Origin of the sequence: Bacillus sp. FSL K6-1560, from assembly GCF_038592935.1 — a bacterium.
Taxonomy (GTDB): Bacteria; Bacillota; Bacilli; order Bacillales; family Bacillaceae; genus Bacillus; species Bacillus subtilis.
Window position 1 is genome coordinate 2,592,831 of record NZ_CP151946.1, and the last position, 21,234, is coordinate 2,614,064.

Genomic DNA, 21,234 nt, shown 5'->3' on the forward strand with positions numbered 1-21,234 from the left:
ACCCGACTTTTTTTATAGGATTAATAAAAAAACAGGCCTCACAGCCTGTTTTCAAGTACAGCAAGGCTTTGAAGCCTCTTTACATCATTTGAATTTATTTTTTATTTTTTAAACCAATCTTTTGACTCGGGATTTCGTTTCCATGTTTGCAGCTTTTTTAGATCATCTGAATGAATATTTCCGTTTTCAAGCGCGACCTCTGTGAGCGTATCATAATCAGTTAATGAGTAGTATGGCAGTTCTGCCTTTGCGAAGGCTTCCTCCGCTTTAGGAAGTCCGTACGTAAAGATTGAGACGACACCAAGCACTTCACAGCCGGCCGCTTGTAAAGCTGCACAAGCTTCAAGCACGCTGCCTCCTGTGGAAATTAAGTCTTCAATGACGACTGTTTTTTGCCCTTCTTGAACAGCTCCCTCAATCTGATTGCCTTTTCCGTGCGCCTTCGGTTTGCTCCTCACATAACACATCGGAAGATTCAAACGGTCAGCCGCAAGAGCAGCATGAGGAATACCCGCGGTTGCTGTTCCCGCAATCATTTCAGCTTCGGGAAAATGCTCTTTGACAAGCTTGCTGATGCCTGAGGCGACATCATTTCTGACCTCTGGGAAAGATAGCGTAAGGCGGTTGTCACAGTAGATTGGAGATAAAATGCCGCTTGCCCATGTGAACGGCTCGTTCGGACGTAAAAATACAGCTTGGATGTCTAATAGATGTTTTGCGATGATTTGTTTCAAGATTTAATTCCCTCCCATTCAAGTCTGACAGCCTTATAGGCTTTTACCGGGTCTTCCGCTTTTGTAATCGAGCGTCCTACCACAATCGCAGATGAACCTTTCTCTCTTGCAATGGCAGGCGTCGCTACGCGGACTTGGTCATTCGCAGCGTCCTCTGACATTCTGATCCCCGGAGTGACAGTCAGAAATGAAGGCGACACCGCTTGGTAAATGGCTTTTGCTTCATGAACAGAGCAGACCACTCCATCCAGTCCGCTCTCTTCCGCCTGTTTGCTGTAGTGCACAACCGTATCAATCAGAGATTTTTCGATCAGCAGTTCATCTTTCATGATTTGTTCAGATGTGCTTGTCAGCTGGGTTACCGCGATCAGTGACGGACGTTTTTTTCCAGCCGGCGTACCTTCTTCTAAGCCTTCGAGAGCTGCCTGCATCATTTTTTTGCCCCCAGCAGCATGAACATTGACGAGGTCTACTCCAAGACTGGCAAGGCGCTTCATCGCTTTGTTTACAGTAGTCGGGATGTCATGAAGCTTGAGATCTAAAAACAGCTCGCAGTTTCTTTCTTTTAATTGTTTCACGATCGATGGCCCTTCTTGATAAAAAAGCTCCATTCCAACCTTTACAAATAACGGTTCTTGCTGAAAAGGAGCTAAGAACGCGAGTGTTTCTTCAGCTGATGCAAAATCAAGCGCGATGATGGGCAGGTTGTTTTTCATGATTCCAGCTCCTTCCGATGCATTCTTCAATTGATTGATAGCCGTATTGGCGCAAAACAGATGGGAGCTGTTCAATAATCTCTGGACAGGCAAAAGGATTCACAAAATTTGCTGTTCCGACAGCGACTGCGCTTGCTCCCGCGAGAAGAAATTCCAGGGCATCTTCAGCCGTTTGCACGCCTCCCATTCCAATAATCGGGATGTTGACCATCTGGCTGACTTCATACACCATGCGAATGGCAACCGGCTTCACAGCAGGGCCTGAAAGTCCCCCTGTTTTATTCGCTAATATCGGTTTGCCGGTTTTTAAATCGAGTCTCATGCCAATTAGTGTGTTGATCATCGTAAGACCGTCCGCTCCCGCTTCCTCGATCGCTAATGCAATTTCTGTGATATTGGCCACGTTCGGAGAAAGCTTCACATAAACGGGTACATTCGAAACCTCTTTCACCGCTTTTGTCAAATCGGCAGCCATTTCAGGATTCGTGCCAAAAGCGATTCCGCCTGTTTTCACATTCGGGCAGGAAATATTCAATTCAAGAGCATGAACATTAGGCGCTTTGCTAATATGCTCTGCGACTTCAACATAATCCTCGACTTGAGAACCTGCGACATTGGCAATGATCGGCGTATCAAACTGCTCAAGCCACGGCAGCTCATTATGCAACACACTATCCAGCCCCGGATTTTGGAGACCGATCGCATTGAGCATTCCAGCACCAGTCTCAGCTACCCGCGGCGTCGGATTCCCAAAGCGCGGCTCCTTTGTCGTAGCCTTAATCATGATGGCTCCAAGACAAGACAAATCATAAAAATGTGAAAATTCTTTTCCAAAACCGAAGCAGCCTGATGCAGGAATGATTGGGTTTTTCAAATCAAGTCCCGGCAATTTCACCTCTAGCATTACAGCGCCACCTCCTGAGCTTTAAATACAGGCCCGTCGAGACATACTTTTACATAGGATGTCTCACTTTCGTTTGTATGGCACACACACGCGAAGCATGCGCCGATTCCGCAGCCCATTCGTTCCTCCATGGACAGATATACTTCTTTATGGGCATATTCCTGTTTTAACGCCTTGAGCATCGGTGTCGGCCCGCAGCTGAGGAGGATATCAAACTCTAGATTTTTCCGTTTAATCACATCTGTGACAAATCCGGTTTCCCCGTAGCTTCCGTCAGCTGTTGCCACATACGTGTCTCCGTACTGCCGGCATTCTTCCTCGTAAAAAACATCCTTTGCCGATTGGAATCCTAAAACGTGGATGACATTTACCCCTTTTTCATTCAAGCGTTTCGACAGCTCTTGGAGAGGCGGCACACCTACTCCGCCTCCTACCAGCAAAGCCGTCTTTCCGGGTTGAACTTCATTAACAGGAAAGCCATTTCCCAAAGGCCCGAGGACATCCACAAATTCTCCCTGCTGCTTCAGTGACAAGAGTCTTGTCCCTTCCCCATCTACCCGATAAATGATGGTGACTTCATTTTTTTCAAAGTTGACGTCTGCGATGCTGATTGGTCTTCTCAAAAGAGGCGTAACCGCTTCGCTCACTTTAAGATGAAGGAACTGTCCAGGGGTTGTAAACCCTTGGACAAGCTCCCCTTTCAGAACCATTTGATACACCCGGTCTGCAATTTGCTGGTTAGAACATACTGTCAAATACGCTTTTTTCATATAGTGACTGCCGCCTCCTGATTTGTGTTGACTGCCGGCATTTGATCAGCACGGAATGTCATGCTTTCCAGCACTCGCAATATCGCCTCTGCCGTATCTAAAGATGTTAGGCAGGCAACACCATTTTCTACTGATTCACGTCTGATTCTAAAACCGTCTCTTGCCGGCTGCTTTCCTTTTGTCAGCGTATTGATGACAAACTGCGCTTCTCCGTTTCTGATGACGTCAAGCAGGTTCGGGCCATCCTGACCGATTTTTCCGACGACCTTCGCTGGAATGGAAGCTTCTTTCAAGTAGCCTGCCGTTCCTTCCGTCGCTAAAATGTTGTAGCCGATCGCGTGGAACCGCTTAGCAATGGCAAGCCCTTCTTCTTTGTCCTTATCAGCTACTGTTAAAAGCACGGAACCGTAGTTCGGGATTTGAATACCTGAAGCAATCAAGGCTTTGTAGAGCGCCTTTTCAAGTGTCGAATCTTTCCCCATGACTTCACCTGTTGATTTCATTTCAGGCCCTAACGTAATGTCCACTCTTCTCAGCTTGGCAAAGGAGAAGACCGGCGCTTTTACAAATACACCTTGCTGTTCAGGCTGAAGGCCCTCTGTATAGCCAAACGCAGCCAGCTTTTGACCAAGAATGATTTTTGTTGCGAGATTCGCCATTGGGATACCCGTAATTTTGCTTAAAAACGGTACGGTTCTGCTTGATCTCGGATTCACTTCTAGCACGTACACCTCGCCTTGCGACAAGACGAATTGAATATTGAGCAAACCGACAATATTCAGCCCTTTAGCCAATGCGATCGTGTATTGTTCAATTTTTTTCTTAATGTCCTCTGTGAGAGACTGAGGCGGATAAACAGCGATTGAGTCTCCGGAGTGAACGCCCGCACGTTCAATGTGCTCCATAATTCCCGGAATGACGACTGTTTCACCGTCGGATACTGCATCGACTTCAATTTCTTTTCCTGTCAAGTATCTGTCAATTAATACAGGGTGATGTGGATTGATTTTAACTGCGTTTTTCATGTAATGAAGCAGCTCTTCTTCATGATACACAATCTCCATCGCCCGGCCGCCAAGTACATAGGAAGGGCGTACCAATACCGGGTAACCGATATCACTTGCGATGTTTACCGCCTGATCAACTGATGTCGCTGTTTTGCCAAGCGGCTGAGGAACACCAAGTTCTCCAAGCGCTTGTTCAAATTTATCCCGGTCTTCTGCACGGTCTAAATCTTCTAATGAAGTTCCAAGGATTTTCACTCCGCGTGCAGAAAGCTCGTCAGCAAGGTTAATCGCAGTTTGTCCGCCGAACTGTACGACGACGCCCATTGGCTGTTCAAGGTCAATGATGTGCATAACATCTTCAATCGTAAGCGGTTCAAAATACAGCTTGTCTGAGATGCTGAAGTCTGTTGAAACGGTTTCCGGGTTGTTGTTGACAATAATGGCTTCATAGCCTGCTTGTTTAATTGCCCATACAGAGTGAACCGTCGCATAGTCGAACTCGACACCCTGACCGATTCGAATCGGACCCGAACCAAGCACCATCACACTTTTCTTATCTGTAACGACAGATTCATTTTCTTCTTCGTATGTGCTATAGAAGTATGGCGTTTCTGACTCGAATTCCGCCGCGCACGTATCTACCATTTTGAATACCGGCGCAATCCCCGCTTGTTTTCTCAAGCTGTAAAGCTCGGATTCTTTCATTTTCCACTCGCGGCTAATGTACTGATCAGAGAAGCCGAGTTCTTTTGCCCGTCTCAGCACATCTGTATCGCCCGCATTCGCCTTCAATTCTTTTTCAAACTGTACGATTCCGAACAGCTTATGCAAGAAGAAGACATCGATAGCGGAAAATTCATGGAGGTCTTCTACCGTGTAGCCTCTTCTGTACGCTTCAGCTAAGTAGAATAAGCGTTCATCACCGGCCTTTTTAATTCGCTTTTCAAGAAGCTCATCTGAAATGTCAGCGGCGTCCTTCAATTCAAGATGATACACATCCGCTTCCAGTGATCTCACTGCCTTCAGCAATGACTCTTCAAGCGTGCGGCCGATTGCCATGACCTCACCTGTCGCTTTCATTTGCGTGCCAAGCTTTCTGTTTGCTGATTCAAACTTATCAAACGGCCAGCGCGGAATTTTGGATACGACATAGTCAAGAGCTGGTTCAAATGCTGCATATGTTTTTCCTGTCACCGGGTTCATCATTTCATCTAATGAAAGTCCGACTGCAATTTTAGCAGCGAGCTTTGCAATCGGGTACCCCGTTGCTTTTGATGCAAGGGCAGATGAACGGCTGACACGCGGATTTACTTCAATAATGTAATATTGGAAGCTGTCTGGGTCTAAAGCGAGCTGGACGTTACATCCGCCTTCGATTCCAAGCGCGCGAATCAGTTTTAACGATACATTCCGCAAGAGCTGATATTCGCGATCGCTGAGCGTTTGGCTCGGCGCGACAACAATACTGTCTCCAGTATGGATTCCAACTGGATCAATGTTTTCCATGTTACAAACGACAATGGCGTGATCCTGGCTGTCTCTCATGACTTCATACTCGATTTCTTTATAGCCGGCGATGCTTTTTTCAAGCAGACATTGGTGTACCGGGCTTAATTTCAAGCCGTTCTCAACGATTTCTTTTAACTCTGTCTCATTCGAGCAGATGCCTCCGCCTGTTCCGCCTAATGTATATGCCGGGCGGACAATGACAGGGAATCCAATTTGACTGACGAATTTTTCTGCTTCTTCAAGGGAGTGGATAATCTCACTTTCAGGCACCGGTTCATTCAGTTCATTCATTAATGTTCTGAACAAGTCACGGTCTTCAGCTTGCTGAATCGCAGACAGTTTTGTGCCAAGCACTTCGACGCCGCATTCTGCCAGAACACCTCTTTCAGAAAGCTCAACCGCAAGATTCAAACCGGTTTGGCCTCCGAGTGTAGGAAGAATGGCATCTGGGCGCTCTTTTCTGATGATTCGTGTCAGGAATTCAGGTGTGAGCGGTTCGATATAAACCCGGTCAGCCATTTCTGTATCTGTCATGATCGTGGCAGGGTTTGAGTTGACAAGGATGACTTCATAACCTTCTTCTTTCAAAGCAAGACAGGCTTGTGTTCCCGCATAGTCAAATTCTGCTGCTTGGCCGATGATGATCGGTCCAGATCCGATTACTAAAATTTTGTTAATGTCTACGCGTTTTGGCATACCGCTTCCCCTTCTTTCTCTGTTGTTTCGATCATTTCGATGAATCTGTCAAATAGATGGTTGGCATCCTCAGGACCAGGTGAGGCTTCGGGATGATATTGAACCGTAAATGCCGGCAATGTTTTATGCTTCAGCCCTTCAATCGTATCGTCGTTAATTGCGATATGCGTCACTTCCAGTTCTGTTTTACTGATAGACGAAACTGTATATCCATGGTTTTGAGATGTTAAGGCAACTTTTCCTGTAGCCAGCTCTTTTACCGGGTGGTTTGAGCCCCTGTGGCCGAATTTCATTTTTTCAGTATTCGCCCCGCAAGCCAGCGCGAATAATTGGTGGCCGAGACATATTCCGAATAATGGCACTTTTCCAAGAACACCTTTAATCATTTCAATCGCTTCAGGCACATCCTTCGGGTCTCCAGGTCCGTTAGAAAGCATGATACCGTCCGGTTTCAGCTGAAGCACCTCTTCCGCTGTAATGTTGTAAGGCACAACGATGACGTCACATTTCCGTTTGTTCAGCTCTCTTAGAATCCCGTGTTTCATGCCGAAGTCAACCAAGACGATGCGTTTGCCTCTTCCCGGGCTCGGATATGCTGTTTTTGCTGATACTTGGGATACTTGATTTCTTGGCAATTCCGTTTCGTTCAGTCTTTTCAGCACTGCTTCGATATCTTCATCAGATGAAGCGAATGTTCCTTTTAGCGCGCCTGCCGTGCGGATCATTCTTGTCAGCTTCCTTGTATCAATCCCCTGGAGTCCGGGAATGTTTTTCATTTTTAAATACTCGTCTAAGGTGTATGCTGAACGCCAGTTGGAAGGCAGCTCACATAATTCTTTGATGATCAGCCCTTTCACAAAAGGAGTAATGGATTCAAAATCATCACGGTTAATGCCGTAATTTCCGATAAGCGGGTATGTTAATGTTACGATCTGTCCGCAGTAAGAAGGATCAGATAAAATTTCCTGATAGCCTGTCATCCCAGTATTAAAAACGACTTCTCCCATGTTGTGTTCTAAGCTTCCGAAGGCTTCTCCCTCGAATACCGCTCCGTTTTCCAGTACTAATCGTCTCTTCATTTGACAAGTCTCCCCTCTTCATAAGCAAGCTTCCCTGCCGCAATTGTAGCGACCGGCCAGCCGGTGCAACTGATGCCGTTGAATGGTGTATTTTTTCCTTTTGATAAAAATGTCTCTTTGTCTATAACTGCTTCTTTTTCTAAATCGATTAACGTAATGTCCGCAGCTTGCCCCGTTTGTAATGTTCCATATGGGAGACCGAACGCTTCGCATGGCTTGATTGTCATGTAGTCAATCAGCTGCTTCAGTGACCAGCTGCCATTTTTGACAAAGTGTGTGTAAAGAAGCGGGAATGCTGTTTCTAAGCCGACAATTCCGAATGGCGCCAGCTTCATTTCTGTGTTCTTCTCTTCTTCCGTATGCGGTGCATGGTCTGTTGCGATAAAATCAATTGTTCCGTCTAAAAGACCTTCAATTAAAGCAGCTCTGTCTTCTGGGCTGCGGAGCGGAGGATTCATTTTATAGTTTGTGTTCAGCCCCGGGATGTCCTCATCACAAAGCAGCAAATGATGCGGCGATACTTCTGCTGTCACTCTGATTCCCGCTTTTTTCGCATCGCGTACAACTCTGACAGATTCTTTTGTGCTGATATGGCATACATGATAATGGCAGTTTGCCGCCTCAGCCAGCAGCACATCGCGAGCAATATGAACCGATTCACACACAGAAGGAATGCCGTTTAGCCCGTTCGCTTTGGAGAATGTCCCCTCATGTACGCTCCCTCCGTAAATTAAGGAGTTGTCCTCGCAATGTGCAACAATCGCTTTGTCAATTGCGGCTGCCCGTTTCATCGCTTCATACATCATTCCTGCTGTCTGTATACCAACGCCGTCATCTGTAAAAGCAAATGCCCCGGCTTCTTTTAACGCTTCAAAGTTTGTCATTTCATCGCCGATTTGTCTGATCGAAATGGATGCATATGGAAGAACTCTTACGCATGATGTTTCTTTAATTCTGTTTTGCACCCATTCCATCTGCTCCTTTGTATCAGGAACCGGCCGCGTATTCGGCATTGCTGCTACTGTAGTATAGCCGCCGCGTGCCGCTGCTTTTGCCCCGGTTTCAATAGTTTCTTTTTTCTCTCCGCCCGGCTCTCTGAAATGCACGTGGAGATCAACAAACCCAGGTGAAACGAGCAAACCTTTTGCATCAATTACCGTTTCATTATCCGTTGCATCAAGCTTGCCGATTGCGGTGATGGTTTCTCCAGTCACTCGGATATCCGCTTGTGTTTTTTCACCATTTTCGTTTAGTATCCAGCCGTTTTTAATGAGATATGACATACGCTGCTTCTCCTCTTTTCACATTGGTTTGTAAGGCACGCTGTATCACTGCCATTCTGATAAATACGCCATTTTGCATTTGCTTGAAGATTCTTGATTTTTCGCTTTCTACTAAGCTGTCATCAATCTCCACTCCTCTGTTTACCGGAGCAGGATGCATGATGATCGCATGCCGCTTCATACGCTCAGCCCGTTCTACGGTCAAGCCGTATTTGTTTAAATAGCCTTCATGGCTGACAGCTGACTGATGTCGTTCATTTTGAATGCGCAGCAGCATGACAACATCGGAAGACTCAACTGCTTCATCCATTGAGACATACGTGCCGAATGTATTTTCTTCATCCTGCCATTCCGAAGGGCCGGAAAATAGGACCCGGGCCCCCAATCTTGTCAACACTTCCGCATTTGACCTTGCCACTCTGCTATGCTTGATGTCGCCGTGAATGGAGACGGTAAGCCCTTTGAACGTATTGAACTCTTCATAAATCGTCATTAAATCAAGCAGTGATTGTGTTGGATGCTGGCCGCATCCGTCTCCCGCATTCAGAATCGGAATGTTCACCTGGCTGACAAGCTCTTCATAATACTCATCCTCACTGTGCCTGATGACGCAGACGTCCACACCGATTGATTCGAGCGTCCGGATCGTGTCATATAAGGTTTCGCCTTTTTGCACGCTTGTGCTTGTTCCATCAAGGTTTAGCACATTCATGCCCAGCTTTTTTTCTGCGACCTCAAAGCTGAACCGCGTTCTCGTGCTCGGTTCGAAAAACAGGTTTGCGGCAAACTTTCCTGTAAGCTGATTGTCTGTTTTTCCGCTTTTGAGCTCTTGTGCTGTTTGAAGCAAATCTTTGATTTCCTCAGTGCTGAGTTCACTCATCGTCGTTAAATGCTTCATGTTCTTTCCCCTCTCTTTTCAACTTAAGGCTGAAAAAAAACCCCGGTCTAAGATAGACTCGGGGTATGGTTAAATAGAGGGCAGCATTGAAGCTTCCTTCTCTTCATAACCCTTCCAAGCCTCTCTGGACTTTCATTAAAAGGTTTTAAATATGATGTTGTTCAGATGTGTCTGCCTGCTCTTCCTTCGCCTGCGGAAGAATCAGGTTTAAGATGACACCGACAATTGCGGCAAGCGCCATTCCTGACACTTGGAATCCGCCCTGAGACACTTGGATAAAAGCGCCTCCTACACCGATGACAAGGATAACTGATGTAATAATGAGGTTTCTGTTGTTTTCATAATCAATTTTGTTGTCAATCAGCATTCGCAGGCCGCTTGAAGCAATGATTCCGAACAGCAGGAAGGAGACGCCTCCCATGACCGCTGACGGCACTGAACTGATCAGCGCTGAAATTTTGCCGATAAAGCCGAAGCAACAAGCAATCACTGCCGCTCCTCCGATGACAAAGACGCTGAATACTCTTGTGATGGCCAGCACGCCAATGTTTTCTCCGTAAGTCGTTGTCGGCGGACCGCCGATCAGGGAAGCGAGGATTGTCGCCACACTGTCACCCATAATAGAGCGATGAAGACCTGGCTTTTTAATGAAGTCTTGTCCGACAACCTTACTCAGCACCATTTGGTGGCCGATATGCTCTGACATTGTGACAAATGCGACAGGAACCATTGCGGCTGCGATGCCGAGTGTAACTGACGGTGAATAATCTTTGAACGGAATGATAAATTCAGGCACTGCAAACCATTTCGCGTCAAGCACCGGCTGGAAGTTGACAATCCCTTGAGTAAGGGCGAACAGGTATCCGCCAATGATTCCAATCAGAACCGGAATCAGGCTTAGAAATCCTCGTAAGAAAATCGCACAAATAATCGTAATTGCCAGCGTAACTCCTGCGACACTAAAGTGCTTTAAGCTATAGACCAACTCACTCGCGTTTGGATCAGCATACATCGCCATGTTTACCGCAGTGCTTGCCAGTCCCAGCCCGATGACGATAATAACAGGCCCTACGACTACAGGCGGGAGAATCTTCATCAGCCATCCTGTTCCAAGCTGCCTGATCAATAAGGCAATCAGCCCGTACACCAGCCCTGCAAGAAACGCTCCAACCATTGCCGCTCCCGGCCCGCCGGTCGCTTTTACCAGAATGATCGGAGAAATAAAGGCGAAGGATGAACCGAGATACGCCGGAATTTGCCCTTTCGTAATAAGAAGGTACGCCAGTGTTCCGATGCCGCTTGTCACCAACGCCACAGCAGGACTCATTCCGACGAGCTTCGGAACCAAAATGGTTGAGCCAAACATGGCAAACAAATGCTGAAGGCTGAATGAAACCCAAGAGAAAGGTGTCGGGACATCCCTGACCCCTAAATTTACTTTTTTCTTACTCATGATGATTTCCCCCTGATTGTTGACTTTCATTTTAGGATGACTCAATGACTGTATAAAAAAACCTCTTTGCTTTTTTACGCAAAGAGGCATACAAAGACCTGCCGAATGCTTTTTTGGGCCTTTGTTGTGCACCTCTTTGCAACCTCTCTGGATTGCCCTTAAAAAGGTGATCTATTATTCGTTTTCATAAATGGCGACGAGATCGTTTTGGTCTACCTCATCAAGCTGAACCATAACCTTTTCTGACTTTGATGTCGGGATGTTTTTCCCGATATAATCCGCTCGGATCGGCAGCTCCCGGTGTCCTCTGTCCACAAGCACTGCAAGCTGAATGGAGGAAGGTCTGCCTACATCAACAAGCGCATCCATTCCTGCTCTGACTGTTCTTCCGGTATACAGAACATCATCAACGAGAATGACTTTTTGATCTGTGATATCTACCGGAATATCTGCACCTTTTACAAGCGGTTCATCGTTGCTCGTTTTTTTAGAAAGATCGTCTCTGTAAAGAGTAATATCAATTTCACCGACTGTAACAGGATTTCCCTCAATCTGTTCAATGCGTTCCGCAAGGCGTTTTGCCAGGTAAATCCCTCTTGTCTTAATGCCGACAAGGATGCAGTTATTCATTCCTTTATTGCGTTCGATCATTTCGTGAGCAATCCTGGTCAGCGCCCGTCTGATTGCCTGTTCGTCGAGAATGACAGCTTTTTGATTCAATGTGTGACACCTCACAGTTCATATAGAAGAAAAAACCCCTCCTGCCAGAGCATAGAGGGGTTTTAGGACAAGGTGCGCGCCTATACACGCATCCCGTCAATCCGTTATCCTTCTCAGCCTCTCTGGACTGTTTTAAAGAATCTATTCAGCTTCGTTTATTATTTCAGAAAAGAAACCCTCTGTCAACCGTTTTTTCTGAGGTTTTCGATTAATTCTGCCATATCCTCAGGAAGCGGCGCTTCAAATTCGACATATTCTCCTGTTCGTGGATGGTCAAAACCTAAAACTCCCGCGTGAAGCGCTTGGCCATTAAAGTCGATTGTTTTTCTTGGGCCGTATTTCGGATCGCCTGCTAATGGGAATCCGATATATTTCATATGAACACGAATTTGATGGGTTCTCCCTGTTTCAAGCTGGCATTCCACTAACGTAAAATCCTGAAAACGCTCTAGTACATGAAAATGAGTGACAGCGTTTTTGCCATCACGTGTCACAGTCATGCTTTGACGGTCTTTCTTATCTCGTCCGATCGGCGCGTCAATTGTGCCGTCATCATGAGAAATAAGCCCGTGGACAACGGCCGTATATTTTCGGGTGACCGTTTTGTTGACCAATTGGTTTACGAGTGACTCGTGTGCCATATCATTTTTCGCCACCATTAATAAACCGGACGTGTCCTTATCGATTCTGTGAACAATACCCGGACGCATCACGCCATTTATTCCGGAAAGGTCTGTGCAATGAGCCATAAGGCCGTTTACAAGTGTGCCCGTAAGATGCCCGGGTGCTGGGTGAACAACCATTCCGCGAGGTTTGTTGACGACCAGCACATCCTGGTCCTCATAATAAATATCCAGATCCATAGGCTCTGCCAGGACGTCGAGCGCTTCCGGTTCGGGTACAGTGACGGTCACCTGATCACCCGGCTGAATTTTATAATTCGCTTTCACCGCGCTTCCGTTCACGACAACCTGTCCGTCTTTTACCCATTGCTGAACCTGGGTTCTTGACCAATCATTCTCAGTCGATGCCAAAAATTTATCAATCCGCTCACTTTTTTGTTCTTCTGAAGCGGTTATATCAATTTGATTCATGCTATTGCTCCTTTTTCTTTTTCCCGCTGTCCAACAGCATTTGTATAAATAAAAGCATTACGCCGACACATAGTGAAGAGTCCGCGATGTTAAATATCGGGTAATTGTAATTGACAATAATAACATGGATAAAATCCACAACTTCCTGTCTGACAGCCCGATCGATAAAGTTGCCGATGGCACCGCCAAGCATAAGTCCGAGGGCAACGCCAAGAAGCCTTTGTCCTTTTGTATAACGCTGTATGTAATAAACAATACCAATAATAACAGCGGTTGTTATGAGGTAGAAAAACCACATTTGACCCGCTAATATCCCCCATGCAGCACCCGTATTGCGATGGGAGGTGATATAGAATACCTGATCAATGATCGGAATGCTTTGGCCAAGTTCCATGTTCTTAACAACTAGCCATTTTGTCAATTGATCGGCTGCAATAATAAGTAGTGCAATCATATAATACAGCACAAACGTTCCTCCAGTTTACGGTTACTTTAATCCATTATGCATTTTATCAATAAAAAGCACTGGAGTAAAGAAATATCAGGCATATTAACCGGACAGACACTGTTATTCATACAGTGCCTGACCATATTCGATATCCGTTGATTTCCATATCGGAAGCGTTTTTTTCTCAAATTGGACAGAATAAAGAAAATCGTTTGCTGTTCGGGCCGTCGGCAGCACCGCCAGCTTTGAAAGAGGAATGGGGGCCCCTGTTTCTTCACAGTATCCGAATGTGCCGTTTTCGATTTTGGACAATGCAAGGAGAACGTCTTGAAGCTCTTCTTTAATATGATAGATCAGAGTTGCTTTTTGTTTATGATTGATTGCTGCTTGCGGGCTTGTAGAAACCTGAAAGCAAGAATACTCAAATAATCTCGACTGTAATTCTTCTTTCATCAGAAGAAGTTCCGTATAAATTGCGGTCAGTTGATCATTCATTCTTCACAACTCCTGCTCTTAACGTAGTACCTTTATTGTTGCCTATGAATGATGATCTAAAGCCCATAAGATTTTTCCTGCCGTTCTAAAGGATGTCACTCTTGGCACAAAAAAAGCCCGGCTTTTACGCCGGGCCCTTTTCATTATTTTTGATAGTATTTTTCAACGATTTCAGCGTTGCGTAATGAAAGTGTAGGATATTTCGGATTTGCACCTACATCTTTTGAAATCACACGTGATCTCTCACACATTTCGCCTTCCGCTTTCTCGACAGCGATTTTACCCGTCGCAAAGCTTTGCGCATCGTTCGGCGCATCATTTTCTTCGCTGATTGTCAGTTCAGACACAATAAACAGCTGAGAAAGGTTTTCTTTTATGGAAGCCAAGAGCTCCTTGTTTTCTTTGTTTGGATACAATTTCAGGTTTGCTTCCAAAGATTTACCGATAATTTTTTCATTTCGCGCAGTTTCTAATGCTTTTAACACGTCATCACGAAGAGCCATAAAGCGGTCAAATTTTTCTTCAGTCGCTTCACTGTTTGGAACCGCGACTGTTTCCGGCATATCGGTCAGCTGAACGCTCTGCTCTTCAACAAATGTTAAATGAGACCACAATTCGTCTGCCGTATGTGGAAGGATAGGCGCAGAAAGCTTCACTAATGCAAGAAGCGTTTCGTAGAATACTGTCTGCATGCTGCGTCTATCCGGATGATCCGCATGCTCGATGTAGACAATATCTTTTGCAAAATCAAGGTAGAATGAGCTCAATTCGATTGTGCAGAAATTATGAATGCTGTGATACACAACCGCAAATTCGTACTCATCATACGCTTTTTTCACTTTATCAATCAGCTTGTTCAGCTTAATCAGCATATACTGATCCACTTCACGAAGATCTTCGACAGCCACCGCATTTGTTTTTGGATCAAAATCGAAAAGGTTGCCGTGAAGGAAACGGAACGTGTTGCGGATTTTACGATATACTTCCGCAACCTGCTTTAGAATGGCGTCAGACACGCGAACGTCCGCCTGATAATCCACTGAAGATACCCATAATCTTAAGATGTCGGCACCAAGCTGTTTCATAACTTTAGCCGGAACAACAACGTTACCGATTGATTTACTCATCTTGCGTCCTTCTCCATCCAGTGCGAACCCATGGCTGAGCACACCTTTATACGGCGCTTTCCCTGTTACGGCTACTGCTGTAGAAAGAGAAGAGTTAAACCAGCCGCGATATTGGTCAGATCCCTCTAGGTATAAATCAGCCGGGCGAACGAGGTCATCACGTTCTTCAAGCACTGCTTGATGTGAAGAGCCTGAATCAAACCAAACATCCATGATATCCTGTTCTTTTGTAAATGTGCCGTTCGGGCTGCCAGGATGCGTAAAGCCTTCCGGAAGAAGATCCTTTGCTTCTTTTTCAAACCAAATGTTTGATCCGTGCTGTCTGAACAATTCAGAAACATGTTCAATGGTTTCATCTGTAATAATCGGTTCTCCGTTTTCAGCATAAAATACCGGAATCGGCACACCCCACGCACGCTGTCTGGAAATACACCAGTCTCCGCGGTCCCGAACCATGTTGTGCAAACGCTGCTCGCCCCATTCAGGAACCCATTTGGTTTCTTTAATGGCATCCAGCAGGTCTGATCTGAAATCTTTAATAGACGCAAACCATTGCGCTGTCGCTCTGAAAATGGTTGGTTTTTTTGTTCTCCAATCATGCGGATAAGAGTGAGTAATGAATTCAAGCTTCACAAGTGCGCCTTTTTCATCGAGCTGCTGTGTGATCGCTTTGTTTGCATCATCATAGAACATGCCTTCAAACCCAGGAGCTTCGCTTGTCATTACACCTTTTTCATCAACCGGGCAAAGCACATCTAAACCGTATTTTTGGCCGATGATAAAGTCATCTTCCCCATGTCCTGGCGCTGTATGAACACAGCCTGTTCCGGCATCAGTTGTTACGTGTTCACCAAGCATAACGAGAGAGTCTCTGCCATATAGCGGGTGTTCAGCGATAATGTTCTCAAGGTCTTTCCCTCTGACCGTTCTTGTCACTTCATACTGATCAAATCCGCATGCCGATGCAACATTTTCGACTAATGCACTTGCTACGACAAAGCGGTCTTCACCTACTGCAATCACGCTGTACTCAAGATCAGGGTGCACTGAGATTCCGAGGTTCGCCGGAATTGTCCAAGGCGTTGTTGTCCAAATGATGATGCGCTCGCCGTTTTCAAGAACGCCTTTTCCGTCTTTTACACCAAAAGCGACGTAAATTGATGCTGAACGTTTGTCTTGATATTCGATCTCGGCTTCAGCCAGAGCAGACTCACTTGAAGGTGACCAGTTAACCGGTTTAAGGCCTTTGTAAATGTAGCCTCGTTTTGCCATTTCACCAAATACGCGGATTTGCTGCGCTTCGTATTCCGGTTTTAATGTCACATATGGGTTTTCCCAGTCACCGCGAACACCAAGACGTTTAAATTGCTCACGCTGTCCCTCGATTTGCTTCCAAGCGTACTCTTCGCACAGTTTGCGGAATTCCGCTACTGACATTTCTTTGCGGTTGACTTTTTTGTTTTTTGTCAGAGCTGTTTCAATTGGCAATCCGTGTGTATCCCAGCCCGGTACATACGGTGCGTTGTAGCCGCTCATTGATTTATAGCGGACAATGAAGTCCTTCAAAATCTTGTTAAGCGCGTGGCCCATATGGATGTCGCCGTTAGCATACGGAGGTCCGTCATGTAAAACAAATTTCGGGCGGTCTTTCGTCCGTTCCTGCACAAGACGATAGATATCCTCTTCCTCCCATTTCTTTTGAATATCAGGCTCACGGTTTGGCAAATTTCCACGCATCGGGAAATCTGTTTTTGGCATTAAGAGCGTGTCTTTAAAATCCATTTTCATTCCTCCACTGCATTTTTTCAGAAAATAAAAAAAGCCCTCTCATCCCATAAGGGACGAGAAAGCTTATCTCGCGGTACCACCCTTTTAGAAAAAGCCAGCATACGCTTTTTCCTCTTGAGCATCGTAACGTGATGAACGTCCTAACCTACTGTGAGTTCAGCAAGGAAACTAAAGGGCTGATCTACATGATTCCGGCCATCCCGGACTCTCACCATCTCCGGGTCGCTATGAAGGCCTGAAGGAAACATGACTGTCCCTTTCAACCGTTTTTTCATCTGAATTTATGAACGTATTATATTCGACAAGCTAAGAAAATGTCAAGATAATCAGAGAATTTATTCCTTTTCCTCAAATACAGCGTCGACTTCATACTCAAGGAGATGATCCCAATCGTCATTTTTCAGAAGATCGAGCTGAGCCTCGATCAGCATTTGGAAACGTGTTCTGAACACTTTAGACTGTTTTTTCAGCTCTTCAATTTCCATTGCAATTTTTCTTGATTTTGATAACGATTCGTTGATAATGCGATCAGCGTTTTTCTCCGCTTCCCGAACGATCAGCTTTGCCTCTTTTTGAGAATTGCGTTTTACGTCTTCAGCCGCTTCCTGGGCAACTAAAATTGATTTATTCAATGTTTCCTCAATATTGGCAAAGTGTCCGATTCTTTCATCAAGCTCATTGACTTTCGCTTCAAGCTCAGTTTTCTTGCGGAGAACAATTTCGTAATCTTTTCTGACTTGGGCTAGGAATTCATTTACTTCATCTTCATCATATCCGCGAAAACTTTTTGTAAACGTCTTGTTGTGAATATCATTTGGCGTTAATGGCATGATGCCACCTCCATTTTTACATTTCAGTACGGTTATCTAGTTCACATTATAAAACAAATTTCGCACAGATGGAGAAAAAAACTGAAAAACCGACTATTTTTGTCGTTCAAACGTAACTCTCCATTTGTCTTTTTTGGTTTTCCCTTCGATTTTTGTTAAGCTGCACCGGCCAAAACCTCTGATTGACAGCATGTCCCCTTCCGCGACTATGTATGAAGGATCTTCAACCACCTTCCAGTTCACTTTCACAAGGCCGTTTTTCACAAGCGTCTGTGATTTCTGGCGGGATTGCCTGCTCATAGAGGCGCAGACGGCGTCAAGCCTTAAAGAAGAAACCGTGTCATCTCTTATTTCGACATCAACTGCTGGAATGTTAAGGTCTGACAAGTCGATTTTCTCTAGGCTGACCGCCGCTTTGCCTGCTTGGGTCAGCTGTGCAGCCACAAAATCAGCGGTATCGGCTGAGACAATCAATTGCACTGCTGTCTCAGAAAACACGATGTCACCGAATTTTTGCCGCTTTAATCCTATGCCCATTAATGCACCAAGCAGAGAACGATGATCTACTGAGACAAACTTGTCAGCATAACGGACGTTAAACGCCTGCAGTTCAAAATCTGATTCTTCCGGAGTAATGTACTCTGGATACAGAATCGCCCGTTTCCGCTCCGCTCTGTCATAGCCGCCGGAAAAGGCAAGCCCGACATCTGCCTGTCCCGTAACAGCAGAGAGGATGACCTGCTCTCGGGGATCTAAAAAGTCGGTCAGCTTCATCCTGTACTGCTCCTGGACAATTCTTTTCCATTCGAGCGCTTGATCAATAAAGGCCCGCTCGTCTTTTCTGAAGTGCTGATATATATCGCTCATCGTCTTTCCCTTCTATGTAAAGAGGCTTGGCTGCTGCCAAGCCCCTATCAAACTGTCACATTAAAACGCAATCATGCGATAAAGTCCCCACAAGCCGGTTGTCGCAAACCGAAGCACAAGTATTGCTACGATTGGTGAAATATCCAGCATTGCAATCGGAGGAATGATTTTTCTGAATGGTTCGAGATATGGTTCACAAATCGAAGCCAAAAAACGCCCGACTGCTGTTTCCCTCGTACTCGGCACCCATGACATAAAAATATATATGATCAGGGCAAATGAGTATATTGTGATTAATAAGCTTAAAACCGAAAAAACTTGATAAAGGATCATCTCGCTTTACCACCTCTGATGTTCGTCTTCAGATATGAGCTCAGAAATTGTGCCTGATACATCTACGTTGTCAGGCGTGCAGAGGAAAATATCTGAGCCGATTCTTTGAATATCGCCGCCGATGGCATAAACGGTTCCGCTTAAAAAGTCAACAATCCGCTTCGCCTGGTCATGCTGTATCCGCTGAAGATTGACGACAACTGCCCGCCGGTTCTTCAAATGGTCGGCTATTTCCTGCGCCTCCGCATAAACGCGCGGCTCACTCAACACCACTTTAGAGGATTTCTGAACACTTTGCAAGCTCACTACATTCTGTTTGCCCGCAGGTTTATTCCCGTTGTAAGCCGGCTTTTCTTTTTGCTCATGCTCCTCATGAGATTCCCGCTCTGTCTCAATATATTCATATTCGTATTCTTCATCTTCCATTGAGAAAAAGTTTTTCAGTTTATTTTTCATACTCATTGCTGTACACCCCCTGTTTCATTTCCGACTAACGATGAGCCGATTCTAATATAAGTAGCTCCTTCTTCAATTGCAATTTCAAAATCATTTGACATGCCCATCGACAGTTCAGTACACGGAGCGTTCGGCTGGTTCAGCTTCTGAACCTGGTCACGGAGTTCTCTCAGCGACCTGAAACAGCTTCTGATCTGATCTTGATCATCAGTCAGCGGAGCCATTGTCATCAGCCCGGCAACAAGGATATGTTCGAAACCGGAAAGCTCCTGTATGAATGGAATGACTTCTTCTTTTTTCATGCCGTGTTTAGAAGGCTCAAGAGAGGTATTGACCTGCACAAAGCATCGTACAGTGCCTTCAGCCCGTTTTTCAATTTCTTTCGCTAATGAGAGCCGGTCTAGGGAATGGATATAGGAAACCGAATTGACGACAGATTTTGCTTTTCTTGATTGCAGACTGCCGATAAAATGCCATTCCGGATTCCCTTTCATCAATTCCTGTTTGCGGAGCAGTTCCAAATCCCGATTCTCTCCGAGGCAGGTGATGCCAGCATCTACTGCCTCCTGTGCTCTTTCAGGTGATACATATTTTGTGACTGCAATAACCGTAACTTCATCGGAGCTGCGGCCCGATCTGTTACATGCTTCGTTTATTCGTTCGTTTATATGTCGTAAATTATCAACAACACGCAAGATCTTTTATGCCTCCTTCATTCCGATAAAGGACATCATCCGTCCAGTTTTCCCCTGATCGCGGCGGTGAGAATAGAAAAGAGACGGCTCGCTTTCCGTGCATAAACCGCTGACAGAAATTTGTTCACTTGCCAAACCGCTGTCCATCAGTATAAGACGGTTCAGCTCTTTCAGATCAAGCTGATATTGTGCCTTTGCCGTCTGATTAACGGCAAGGTCTGCTGAAACCGACAATGCGCGGACAGCATCCATGACGCGGTCGTCTACCGTATAGCATGCACCGCTGATAGACGGGCCAATAACAGCGTAAATATCTGAGGGATCTGAACCTTCCTTCTCAGTCCATTGCTTCACCATTTCTCTGCCAATCTGTTTGACGGTGCCTTTCCACCCGGCATGGGCGACTCCGACAAGCGACTTAACCGGATCATAAAAGAATAGAGGCACACAATCAGCAAAGCATAATGCCAAAAATACATTTTTTTCATTTGTATAGAGCCCGTCCGTTGCTTTTAGAGCCGTTTGATACTCACGGGCGCCTTTTCCCCTATCCCTCTGCGTCACTTTCTGAACGCGATTATCATGTGTCTGATCAGCGAATACCCAAGACTGCAAATCAGTATTAAACATATCGGCAATATATTCACGATTTTTAACTACATCTGCATCTTTGTCATGAACGTGCAATCCTGTATTTAACGATTCAAAAGGCTTTTGGCTGACACCGCCGTTTTTTGTCGTAAATCCGGCAATGACCTCTTTGTTGTTTTGATTCGTTTGAGCCCAGTCTTGTATCATGAGTGTCGAGGGTGTGGTAAGACTGAATGGGTGATATGTATTCATGATGATCCAACCTTTCGACAAACATTTAAAAAAGCGGAATTTCCCACTTATTTTACCACATCTTACTGCATACGTTGAGCGCCGATTTGCATATTTCTAAATGAAATGTGCCGGAAGAATCGAGACTTCCGGCATTTGCCAATCTGCGGCAGACAAGCAGGTTTATGCATGCGGTTCACTTAATCGGACTAAGATTACATCTTCCCCGATTTTTACTATATTTCGCCATGGAATGACCAATTCCTCTTCTTTTCCAAAAAATCCGAGAACTTTCCCATTTCCTCCGAGTATGATCGCCTGAATTTTTCCAGTAGTCACATTGATATCAATATCACCAATACTCCCCAGCTTTTTTCCGTTTGAGACATTGACGACATCCTTTACCTGAAATTCTGAAATGCTGATCATTCCATCACGTCCTTTTTCCGTCCTTTTGTTCAAGTATATGAACGGGCAGGCTGAACCTTGTCAGCAAGAAGAAATTTTCAT

The 21,234-nt window shown here is 45.4% G+C and carries 21 protein-coding genes and 1 other annotated feature; all 21 genes read right to left on the reverse strand.

Going from position 1 to position 21,234, the window contains the following annotated elements; translation table 11 throughout:
* Window positions 1-101: 101 nt before the first annotated feature.
* Window positions 102-734 carry an orotate phosphoribosyltransferase gene (pyrE, locus tag NYE22_RS13880; protein WP_015715860.1) on the reverse strand — a complete coding sequence of 211 codons (633 nt, stop codon included), beginning with the start codon at window positions 732-734 and terminating at the stop codon, window positions 102-104.
* Window positions 731-1,450: an orotidine-5'-phosphate decarboxylase gene (gene pyrF / locus NYE22_RS13885; protein ID WP_003232107.1), complete on the reverse strand. Its 720-nt coding sequence runs from the start codon at window positions 1,448-1,450 to the stop codon at window positions 731-733. The genes pyrE and pyrF overlap by 4 nt, the downstream gene beginning before the upstream one ends.
* Window positions 1,419-2,354, reverse strand: a complete 936-nt coding sequence (locus tag NYE22_RS13890; protein ID WP_032725669.1) for a dihydroorotate dehydrogenase — start codon at window positions 2,352-2,354, stop codon at window positions 1,419-1,421. Before NYE22_RS13890 ends, pyrF begins: the two co-directional genes overlap by 32 nt.
* The gene (gene pyrK, locus NYE22_RS13895; RefSeq protein ID WP_032725668.1) at window positions 2,354-3,124 is read right to left on the reverse strand and encodes a dihydroorotate oxidase B electron transfer subunit; all 771 of its coding nucleotides are present in this window, start codon (window positions 3,122-3,124) and stop codon (window positions 2,354-2,356) included. Before pyrK ends, NYE22_RS13890 begins: the two co-directional genes overlap by 1 nt.
* Window positions 3,121-6,336, reverse strand: a complete 3,216-nt coding sequence (carB, locus tag NYE22_RS13900) for a carbamoyl-phosphate synthase (glutamine-hydrolyzing) large subunit (protein ID WP_342411919.1) — start codon at window positions 6,334-6,336, stop codon at window positions 3,121-3,123. Before carB ends, pyrK begins: the two co-directional genes overlap by 4 nt.
* Entirely contained in the window at window positions 6,321-7,415 is a 1,095-nt protein-coding gene (locus NYE22_RS13905; RefSeq protein WP_003232115.1) for a carbamoyl phosphate synthase small subunit, read from the reverse strand. The genes carB and NYE22_RS13905 overlap by 16 nt, the downstream gene beginning before the upstream one ends.
* Window positions 7,412-8,698, reverse strand: a complete 1,287-nt coding sequence (locus tag NYE22_RS13910; protein ID WP_161985983.1) for a dihydroorotase — start codon at window positions 8,696-8,698, stop codon at window positions 7,412-7,414. The genes NYE22_RS13905 and NYE22_RS13910 overlap by 4 nt, the downstream gene beginning before the upstream one ends.
* Window positions 8,682-9,596 (reverse strand): aspartate carbamoyltransferase catalytic subunit, encoded by a 915-nt coding sequence (locus NYE22_RS13915; RefSeq protein ID WP_041335901.1) that lies wholly within the window; start codon window positions 9,594-9,596, stop codon window positions 8,682-8,684. Before NYE22_RS13915 ends, NYE22_RS13910 begins: the two co-directional genes overlap by 17 nt.
* A gap of 145 nt (window positions 9,597-9,741) precedes the next feature.
* Window positions 9,742-11,049: a uracil permease PyrP gene (gene pyrP / locus NYE22_RS13920; protein ID WP_015483210.1), complete on the reverse strand. Its 1,308-nt coding sequence runs from the start codon at window positions 11,047-11,049 to the stop codon at window positions 9,742-9,744.
* Window positions 11,050-11,223: 174 nt separating this feature from the next.
* Window positions 11,224-11,769, reverse strand: a complete 546-nt coding sequence (gene pyrR / locus NYE22_RS13925; RefSeq protein ID WP_003232127.1) for a bifunctional pyrimidine operon transcriptional regulator/uracil phosphoribosyltransferase — start codon at window positions 11,767-11,769, stop codon at window positions 11,224-11,226.
* Window positions 11,770-11,951: 182 nt separating this feature from the next.
* Window positions 11,952-12,863, reverse strand: coding sequence for an RluA family pseudouridine synthase (locus tag NYE22_RS13930; protein WP_003245307.1), 912 nt, complete (start codon window positions 12,861-12,863; stop codon window positions 11,952-11,954).
* A 1-nt stretch (window position 12,864) separates the two neighbouring features.
* Window positions 12,865-13,329 carry a signal peptidase II gene (gene lspA / locus NYE22_RS13935; RefSeq protein ID WP_003245047.1) on the reverse strand — a complete coding sequence of 155 codons (465 nt, stop codon included), beginning with the start codon at window positions 13,327-13,329 and terminating at the stop codon, window positions 12,865-12,867.
* Window positions 13,330-13,431: 102 nt separating this feature from the next.
* Window positions 13,432-13,806 (reverse strand): sporulation-related RNA polymerase-binding protein YlyA, encoded by a 375-nt coding sequence (ylyA, locus tag NYE22_RS13940; RefSeq protein WP_014476755.1) that lies wholly within the window; start codon window positions 13,804-13,806, stop codon window positions 13,432-13,434.
* Between the two features lie 143 nt (window positions 13,807-13,949).
* Window positions 13,950-16,715, reverse strand: coding sequence for an isoleucine--tRNA ligase (ileS, locus tag NYE22_RS13945; protein ID WP_161985982.1), 2,766 nt, complete (start codon window positions 16,713-16,715; stop codon window positions 13,950-13,952).
* Window positions 16,716-16,767: 52 nt separating this feature from the next.
* Window positions 16,768-16,994, reverse strand: a binding site (T-box leader).
* Window positions 16,995-17,056: 62 nt separating this feature from the next.
* Window positions 17,057-17,551: a septum site-determining protein DivIVA gene (divIVA, locus tag NYE22_RS13950; protein WP_003221468.1), complete on the reverse strand. Its 495-nt coding sequence runs from the start codon at window positions 17,549-17,551 to the stop codon at window positions 17,057-17,059.
* Window positions 17,552-17,644: 93 nt separating this feature from the next.
* Window positions 17,645-18,418, reverse strand: coding sequence for an RNA-binding protein (locus NYE22_RS13955; RefSeq protein WP_015383612.1), 774 nt, complete (start codon window positions 18,416-18,418; stop codon window positions 17,645-17,647).
* 60 nt (window positions 18,419-18,478) lie between these two features.
* Complete coding sequence (locus NYE22_RS13960; protein WP_003221463.1) at window positions 18,479-18,751, reverse strand: YggT family protein; 273 nt, start codon at window positions 18,749-18,751, stop codon at window positions 18,479-18,481.
* Window positions 18,752-18,757: 6 nt separating this feature from the next.
* Window positions 18,758-19,213, reverse strand: a complete 456-nt coding sequence (sepF, locus tag NYE22_RS13965) for a cell division protein SepF (RefSeq protein ID WP_003244791.1) — start codon at window positions 19,211-19,213, stop codon at window positions 18,758-18,760.
* Window positions 19,210-19,902 (reverse strand): YggS family pyridoxal phosphate-dependent enzyme, encoded by a 693-nt coding sequence (locus NYE22_RS13970; protein WP_043857459.1) that lies wholly within the window; start codon window positions 19,900-19,902, stop codon window positions 19,210-19,212. Before NYE22_RS13970 ends, sepF begins: the two co-directional genes overlap by 4 nt.
* Before the next feature lie 6 nt (window positions 19,903-19,908).
* Window positions 19,909-20,745 carry a peptidoglycan editing factor PgeF gene (pgeF, locus tag NYE22_RS13975; protein ID WP_124073203.1) on the reverse strand — a complete coding sequence of 279 codons (837 nt, stop codon included), beginning with the start codon at window positions 20,743-20,745 and terminating at the stop codon, window positions 19,909-19,911.
* Between the two features lie 162 nt (window positions 20,746-20,907).
* The gene (locus tag NYE22_RS13980; RefSeq protein WP_003232153.1) at window positions 20,908-21,153 is read right to left on the reverse strand and encodes a YlmC/YmxH family sporulation protein; all 246 of its coding nucleotides are present in this window, start codon (window positions 21,151-21,153) and stop codon (window positions 20,908-20,910) included.
* Between the last annotated feature and the right edge of the window lie 81 nt (window positions 21,154-21,234).